Genomic DNA, 7,792 nt, shown 5'->3' on the forward strand with positions numbered 1-7,792 from the left:
GCGTCGTCCCGTTTGGCGCATTCGGGGGGCTCGCCGTAGCCGGCCGAACGCACGGTCTGGTCTTCGGCGATCTCGATCTGAAACCAGCGGCAGAACGGGTTGTCGTAGCGGTAACTCCACACCTGCCCCCGGTTGCGGCCCAGGCCCTGCACCTCGCCCGCGCGGCCCAGCACCTGACGGGCCTCTTCCTGGCTCATGCCGGGGTTGATGCGCAGGAAGTTGGCTTCGGTGAGCACCTGCTCGGAACGGGTGGCGCGGCCGTTGGCGTCGAGGTACACAAACCAGGTGTGCACACCGTATGGCCCGCGGGGAAATTCGAGCCGGCTGCCACCCGCCACCTGGCGCTGCATCTCGGGTGGCCCCATGCGGGCCACGATCTCGTCGCGGGAAAGTCCCGAGGGATCTGAAGGGGGTGCGTAGCCGGCGCAGGCCGACAGACCGGCCACGGCAACGGCCAACACAGACACGGTGGTCAGACGGGACAACACGGTGCGCATGCTTGGGTCTCCTGTGTTCACAACTCGGGCTTCACGATTTGAAGGCGTTGGACGACATCTTCGCAGGCAAGTTCAACCCCGGCTGTACGCCAGCCCCGAGGCCACACCGCCAAACAGATCACCCTCGACCATGGCCACGCCGGGAAATTCGGCCTGCAAGGCGCGCTGGAACGGCCGCAGGGCCGACGAGCCGCCAGTGAGGTAAATCGCGTCCAGGGTGCTGTCGGTCAGGCCGGCGCGCTGCACGCATTCGCGGGCACAAGCCACGGTGCGCGCCAGCAGCGTGCCCAGGTGGTCACGCATGGCGTCGGCGTGCATGTCGGCGCCGAGGCCGCGTTCGACTTCCGACAAATCCACCTGCGTGGCAGCGTCTTGTTCCGAGCAGCGGATCTTGGCCTGCTCCACCTCGTGGGCGATGCGGTGGCCGTCGCGGTGCTTGAGCACCTTCATCAGGCGCTCGTGCAAGGCCACGTTGCTGTAGTTCACGCGCAGCTGCTGCGCCTGGCTGAGCGCACGCGGCTGGTACAGCCACTGGATCAGGTGCCAGGTCGACAGATCGAAAAACACGCGGCTGGGCACCTCGCGCTGCTGCGGGCCCAGGTGCTTGTAGCCCAGCAAGGGCATGACCTGCTCCAGGCTGAGCTTGTGGTCGAAGTCGGTGCCACCGATGTGCACACCCGTGGTGGCCAGCACATCACCCGCGCGGTTGGCCAGCTTCATGCGCTGCGGGCCCAGGCGCACCACGGTGAAGTCCGACGTGCCGCCACCCAGGTCGACCACCAGCACCACGCGCTCGCTGTCCAACCGGCGCTCGTAGTCCAGCGCAGCGGCAATCGGCTCCAACTGGAACGACACCTGCCGGAAACCCACCGCCTGCGCGGCCTGCAACAGCGAGTCTTGCGCGAGCGCATCGCGCTCCAGGTCGTCGTCGACAAAATGCACCGGCCGGCCCATCACCACCTTGGTGGGCGCCACGCCCAGCGACTGCGCCGCGCGCTCGCGCAGCGCGGCCAGGAAGGTGGCCACGATCTCCTGGAAACTGATCTGCTGGTGGTTGACCACCGTGGTCTCCAGCAGCAGCGGGCTGCCCAGCAGGCTCTTGAGCGAGCGCATCAGCCGGCCCTCGGTGCCGCCGAGGTACTGCGCCACCGCGTCGCGGCCAAAGTGGGTGGTGCTGTCTTCGGAGTTGTAGAACACTGCCGTGGGCATGGAGACCGCCGTGCCCTCCAGCGGAATCAGGCGGGCTGTGCCCCGCACATCGGCCCAGGCCATGGCCGAATTGGAAGTGCCGAAATCGATGCCGAGGGTGCCGTGGAGCGGAGGAGTCATGGGGAGCGTAAGGGAATGGGCCCCCGAGGTTTGAGCGGAAGCGCCGGCTCTTGGGGAGCGCGGATTCTGCCACCCTTGTGTGGCACCCCCGGGCGGGCACCCCCGCCACAAGCTCCGCTACGTGCGTCGAACGCTCTTTTCTTCTTTGGGCAACTGCTGCCCGCCCGCACCCGGCACGTCTTTGCCGCGCTGGGCAGCGTCTTGCCCCGGCGTGGCGCGCATGTCGGTGTCCACCTGGCCTTGTTTCAGGTCTTTGTAGGCCTGCAGGATCTTCGGGTCCGGCCGCTCGTCCGTCATGTCACTGTCTTCGTCGCGCTCGTGCGGCAACTTCAAAGGTACATCGCCCTCCTCGGGCGGCAGCTCATAAGGGGTATCGGGCTCCACCGGCTGGTGGGGCACGGCGGGTTGGTCCGGGTCGCCGGGCTTGTTCATGCGCGTTCTCCAGCCGGCACGGCTCCACCCGACAAACCCTGGTGCGAGCCGTGCTCACCCATGCCGAGGGGCTTGGCCGCCACGATGGACACCAGGTTGCCCACGGCACGCACCATCTTGCTGTTGGGCGCGTCCCAGTAGTCGGCCGAGTGCGGCACAAACTTCAGCAAGGCGAGGTTGGGGGAGTCGGGCCCGTCGGGAAACCAGGGCCGCGCAAAGGGGGACCAGAGGCGTTCGATGTGGCCCCGGTCTGTGACGATCTCCCCGTGCCCCGACAGCGACACATAGGTGCTGTCGTCCAGATCGGTGAAAGCCAGGTTGGCCACGGCCAGTCGCTCGACCTTGGAAGAGCGCGTGTCGGTGAAAAACCAGATGGCGCCGCTGGCGTCCATTTCCAGTGCATACATGGGGCGGCTGGCGAGCGAGCCATCGGCTTCGATGGTGGTGAGCATCGAGGTGGCGATGTCTTTGATCAACTCGGCAATGTGCTTGAGCTCGGGAGTGGTCTGGGTCTCGATGTTCATGGGGGGTCCTCGTCATCGTTGAATGAAGAGACCACGGTAGAAAGAAACGCAGGGCGGGTCTGTGCGCTGGCGAACCCGCCGTCGCGGCGAATCGGGTGGGGAATGGCGCCACGGGGGCCACCGCGAATCCCTCAACGCAGGCGCGGGGGAAGACGGCCTGCCACTCGCTGGAAACGCGAGGACAGGTACATCTTGCGTCGCCTCAGCGAGGCAGTGCGTAGACCACGAGGTGGTCACCCAGGGTGGTCTTCAGCCGGGCGTGGCCGCCAGCGGCGATGGCCACGTACTGCCGGCCTTCGTGCATGTAGGTCATGGGCGAGGCCTGCCCGCCGGCAGGCAGCCGCGCCTCCCAGAGCAACTTGCCGGTGCGGGTGTCGAACGCGCGCAGAAAGTTGTCCTGCGCCGCAGCGATGAATGTCAGGCCGCTGGCGGTGTTGACAGCGCCGCCGATGTTCGTGGTGCCCAGCGTGATCTTCAGCCGCGTGGGAATGCCCAGTGGGCCCGAGTCGTAGCCCGTGCCCAGCGGCTGGCTCCACAGCAGCTGGCCGGTGCGCAGATCGGTGGCGGCGAGATACCCCCAAGGCGGGGCGATGCAGGGCACGCCGAACATCGACAGCCAGATGGGTCTTGTCACGCCATAGGGCGAGCCCGCATGCGGCGCCACTTTCTGGTCCACACGCTGGCCCCCGCTGCCCACCGCCTGGTCGGTGACTTGCGCCCGCGGGATCAGCGTCACCACGTTGGGCAGGCGGCTGTGGTTGGTGATGAGGATCTGAAGGTCCGGGTTCACCGCCAGTCCGCCCCAGTTCAGCCCACCGATGGTGCCGGGGAACAGCAGCATGCCGCCAGCGGCCTCGGTGGGTGGTGTGTAGATGCCTTCGTAGCGCATCTGGCGGAACTTGATGCGGCACATCAGCGCGTCGATCGGCGTCAGACCGAACATGTGCGCTTCGGTCAGGCGTTCGGGCTCGGCGCCCGGGGGCTGGGGCGCGCCGGCAAAGTTCGGCAGTGCCACCGACTGCGGCTGCGTGGGAGCGGTGCGGTCGCCCGGGGTTGCGCCCTGGGGCACAGAGCGGTTTTCGACCGGGCGCAGGGGCTCTCCGGTGGCCGCGTCGAGCACGAAGATGGAGCCGGTCTTGGTGCCCTGCAGCAGCACGCGGCGCATGCGCCCGTCGATCTCCATGTCCATCAGCGTGGGCTGCGCCCCGAGGTCGTAGTCCCACAGGTCGTGATCCACCGTGCTGTAGTGCCAGCGCACCTGGCCCGTGGCGGCTTCCACAGCCACCACGGCTGCGGTGTAGCGGTCTTCCTCGGCACTGCGGTCGGCCCCGTAGTGGTCGTTGGCCGAATTGCCCGTGGGCAGGTAGACCAGCCCGAGCGATTCATCGGCAGAGATCACAGTCCAGACGTTGGGCGTGCCGCGCGGCCAGATCTCCCCCAGCCCCAGCGGCTGCCGGGGTCGATCGGTTCGTTTGGCGTCCCAGGCCCATGAGAAGGCGCCGGTCCGCACGTCGTAGGCGCGCACCACCCCGGAGGGCGCATCGCGGCGCTGGTTGTCGCTGACCTGCTGACCGACGATGACACGGTCTCCGACGACGACAGGGCCCGAGGTGTTGGACGACAGCCCCGGCGCCTGGTTGCCCATGCCCTCGCCCAGGTCCACAGTGCCGCCGTTTCCGAAACCGGGACAGGGCTTGCCGGTGGTGGCATCCAGCGCAATCAGGCGACTGTCCACAGTGGCCAGCAAGATGCGGCGCGGGCATTCGGCCGCCGCTGTGGCGCGCCCTGCGGCACCCGCCGGGTCTCCGTCGGGCGTGGCCACGACCGGCGTCTCGTGATAGGCCACGGCACGGCAGGCCACGCTGAACAACGGCCCCATGGCTTCGAGCGGCACGGCAGGATTGAAGTGCCACTGTTGTGCCCCGGTGGCGGGGTGCAACGCAAACACCTGGCCGCTGCTGGAGCACACAAAAAGACTGTCCCCGATCTTCTGAGGTGTGTTCTGGAATGCAAAGAACACCCGTTCATTCGGCGCCATGTCGCCGGTGCGAAAATTCCAGACAGGCTCGAGCTGATCGACGTTCTCGCGCGTGATCTGTGTTGCCTGCGCATAGCGCTGGCCCAGGTTGGAACCACCGTACGCAGTCCACTCGTCTGCGCCCGGCGAAGCCGCGGCACGACCCAACACCGGACGCGTCGAGGCCTGGCCGACGGCGGAAAGTGCCGGTACGGACAGGTCGCCATTGATGGGAGGCGCGGCCACGGCGGGCGTCGACGGTTGTGCCTGCGCCGGCGTCCAGCGGGTCAGGCCCACCGGCAACGCCAGCGCGAGGCCCAGCAGCGCCACGCCGGCCATCACCGGTCCACTTCGGGTATGACTTGCGCTCGCCGGGCGGGTCGGGCGCGGCATCAGCAACAACGCCAACACCATCAGCAACAGAAGGCCCAACAGGACGCCGACCCGGCTTGACAGGTCCACCCCCCAAACAGGCATCCAACCCTTGCTGTGAATCTCCCAAAGTGACCACAACAGCGTCGCCACCACCACTGCGGCATACAGCATCACGCCGGCTGCAGCCCGACGCGCCAGCACCAATGCGGCTGCGACCATCATGAGGACCCCGGCCGCGACGAAATAAGGCGAACCACCCAGCGTCACCAGCCATGTGCCCAGAACGGCCATCACCAGACCGCCCAGCAGCAGCAGTACCGCGAGGACCCGAAGCACCAGCCAGGCCGGGCCGCGGTGCAGCGGCTGCGATCGAGGTTCGGGACGCGTTGGTGTCGGCGGAGTCTTCATGGGGGAACAGCATCCGTGCTTCGCCGGGTTGGGTCTGTACGCTGGCGATCACATGCGTCATCGTCCCATCTCGGAGACCATGGCAATTTCCGCATTGGCCCAGGCCAGCGCTGGATCGCACTGGACACCCACATTCTTGACATTGACGCGGCAGGTCGAAGACCCGCCTTCGGTTCGGCAGCGAACAGATGGCGGGCCTTCGACCTGACACCATGCGTCCTTGCCCCTGAACATTGGAGAAGACAAGTGATCTGTTGTCAGCACGCCTGCCGGTTCGGGTGACACGTGCCTTGGCTCAAGCTCCTGCACATCAGCGCCGTCATCATCTGGTGCGGCACCCTGCTGTACTTGCCATCGATGATCAAGTCTGCCGCGACGCGGTCACCCCACGGCGCGCCTTCCACGTCCGCGCTGTTGCCGCGCACGGTGTTCATCGGCGTGGTCACGCCATCGGCGCTGCTGGCCATCGGCTCGGGGACACTGATCTTCGTCGACATTGGATTGATAGCGCCATGGCTGATGTTCAAGTTGGCGGTGGTCGGTCTGCTGGTGCTGGGTCACGGCAGCTGTGGCCTGCTGGTGCTGCGGGCCGAGCGCGCAGAAGTCCGCGGCATGGCCTTGTTCTGCGCGCTGCTGCAGGTCTCGTTGCCGCTGCTGTTGATCGCCATCGCCTGGCTGGTGTTGCGCAAGCCGGCCTGAGCAGCTGCCCACGCTGCGGTTCAACTGTCGGTGTGCACGCCCACGGCGTTCTCGTACACCAGCCGCCCACCCAGGTACGACGCCAGCGCGATGAAGGCCGCGGTCAGCAGGCTCAGCCCCATGCCCCAGGGCATCACGTACAGACCGGGGTCATCGCCCAGGCGCAAGCGCCAGTTGAGGGTGGCCACCGACAACATCATCACGGCCATCAGCGCGTGGCCCCACGCGGTGATCAGGCGCCGGATCTGCGCCACGCTGAGCAGGTCCACGATGCCCGCCACGCTGGCGGTCCAGCCGCCGAGTGCGCCCACCCCCGCCAGCCACAGTCCGGCGCGCGCCCAGAAGGGGTCGCCACCATAGAGGTAGGCGGCATCGGTGCCCGCGAGCGCCATGAGTGCCGCCACCGGGAAGTGGATCAACATCGGATGCACCGGATGACCCGCAATGGCAGCGCGGCTCAGGATCGGTTTGGTGCTCGTGTTCATGCGCCCATTGTGGGACCTGTGGCGCGTGCGTGGTTGCTCGTGATGGCGTGCGTGGTGCTGACGGGCTGCTCGGGCGCGCAGTCCATGCTCGACCCCGCCGGGCCTTCGGCGTTGGCCATCGCCCAGGTGTGGTGGTGGATGCTGGGCGTGGCGACGGTGGTCACGCTGGGCATGGTGGCCGCGTGGTGGCTGGCGATGCGCCGCCGGCGACACAGCGACGACGCGGTGAGCGATCACCTGGCCACACGCGATGGTCTGCGCTGGATGGTGGGTGGCGGCATCGTGCTGCCCACCCTCGCAATCACCGCCTTGCTGATCTTCGGCACACCGGCCGGCATGCACCAGTTGCCCTTGCCGCTTAATGGGGGCGCCGAGCCCCTGCGCATCAACGTGCAGGCGCGCCAATGGGCCTGGATGCTGCACTACCCCGGCAGTGGCGTGCGGCTGCAAAACGAACTGCGACTGCCCGTGGGCCGGCCGGTGGACATCCATGTGGAGAGCGAAGATGTCATCCACTCGTTCTGGGTGCCGCGCCTGGGCGGAAAGATCGACGCGATTCCCGGGCGCACCAACATCATTCGCCTGCAGGCCGACCAGGCCGGCCGCTTTCGCGGCCAGTGCGCCGAGTTCTGCGGCCTGAACCACGCCCACATGGTGATGACCGTGATCGCCATGCCGGTGGCCGAATTCGAAACCTGGCAGGCAGCGGCCCGAGGTGCCGTCCATGACTGAACCCACCACCCACGCACCTGCGCGCGACGCGGCCGAGCTGCACGCCGAGTTCGAAGCCGTCTGGGGCAACCCCAAGGGCTGGCGCGCGCTGAGCGTGGTCAACCACACCAGCGTGGCCAACCGCTTCATGGTCACGGGGGCGGTGTTCTTCGTGATTGCCGGATTGCTGGGCATGCTGCTGCGAGCGCAGCTGGCGCAGCCGGGGCAGGCTTTCATGGGCGCCGAGGCCTACAACCAGGTCTTCACCATGCACGGCACCATGATGATGTTTCTCTTCGCGGTGCCGATCCAGCA

The 7,792-nt window shown here is 67.4% G+C and carries 9 protein-coding genes; 3 read left to right on the plus strand and 6 right to left on the minus strand.

The window, feature by feature from the left end; translation table 11 throughout:
- From Q0C59_RS17150 to Q0C59_RS17170, 5 genes are all read right to left on the minus strand, one after another.
- On the minus strand, window positions 1-497 hold a 497-nt coding region (locus tag Q0C59_RS17150; protein WP_291217794.1), incomplete at its 3' end, for a hypothetical protein.
- 72 nt (window positions 498-569) lie between these two features.
- A complete protein-coding gene (locus tag Q0C59_RS17155) occupies window positions 570-1,826 on the minus strand; it encodes an Hsp70 family protein (RefSeq protein WP_291217796.1) in 1,257 nt (418 codons plus the stop codon).
- 117 nt (window positions 1,827-1,943) lie between these two features.
- Window positions 1,944-2,258, minus strand: coding sequence for a hypothetical protein (locus Q0C59_RS17160; RefSeq protein ID WP_291217798.1), 315 nt, complete (start codon window positions 2,256-2,258; stop codon window positions 1,944-1,946).
- Window positions 2,255-2,782 (minus strand): pyridoxamine 5'-phosphate oxidase family protein, encoded by a 528-nt coding sequence (locus tag Q0C59_RS17165; RefSeq protein ID WP_291217800.1) that lies wholly within the window; start codon window positions 2,780-2,782, stop codon window positions 2,255-2,257. Before Q0C59_RS17165 ends, Q0C59_RS17160 begins: the two co-directional genes overlap by 4 nt.
- Before the next feature lie 202 nt (window positions 2,783-2,984).
- Window positions 2,985-5,582 (minus strand): membrane-bound PQQ-dependent dehydrogenase, glucose/quinate/shikimate family, encoded by a 2,598-nt coding sequence (locus Q0C59_RS17170; protein WP_291217802.1) that lies wholly within the window; start codon window positions 5,580-5,582, stop codon window positions 2,985-2,987.
- A gap of 285 nt (window positions 5,583-5,867) precedes the next feature.
- Here Q0C59_RS17170 and Q0C59_RS17175 point away from each other — a divergent pair, with 285 nt between their 5' ends.
- Window positions 5,868-6,281, plus strand: coding sequence for a CopD family protein (locus Q0C59_RS17175; protein ID WP_291217804.1), 414 nt, complete (start codon window positions 5,868-5,870; stop codon window positions 6,279-6,281).
- A gap of 20 nt (window positions 6,282-6,301) precedes the next feature.
- Here the strand turns inward: Q0C59_RS17175 and Q0C59_RS17180 are convergent, their stop codons facing one another.
- Entirely contained in the window at window positions 6,302-6,766 is a 465-nt protein-coding gene (locus Q0C59_RS17180) for a DUF2231 domain-containing protein (protein WP_291217806.1), read from the minus strand.
- 9 nt (window positions 6,767-6,775) lie between these two features.
- On the opposite strand from Q0C59_RS17180, the gene coxB reads away from it, so the two are divergent.
- Both coxB and Q0C59_RS17190 read left to right on the plus strand, forming a co-directional pair.
- Window positions 6,776-7,498, plus strand: coding sequence for a cytochrome c oxidase subunit II (coxB, locus tag Q0C59_RS17185; RefSeq protein WP_291217808.1), 723 nt, complete (start codon window positions 6,776-6,778; stop codon window positions 7,496-7,498).
- Window positions 7,491-7,792, plus strand: a 302-nt coding sequence (locus Q0C59_RS17190) for a cbb3-type cytochrome c oxidase subunit I (RefSeq protein ID WP_291217810.1), incomplete at its 3' end; no start/stop codon positions are given. The genes coxB and Q0C59_RS17190, both read left to right, overlap by 8 nt.

Source organism: Hydrogenophaga sp. (genome assembly GCF_022844385.1).
GTDB lineage: Bacteria > Pseudomonadota > Gammaproteobacteria > Burkholderiales > Burkholderiaceae_C > Hydrogenophaga.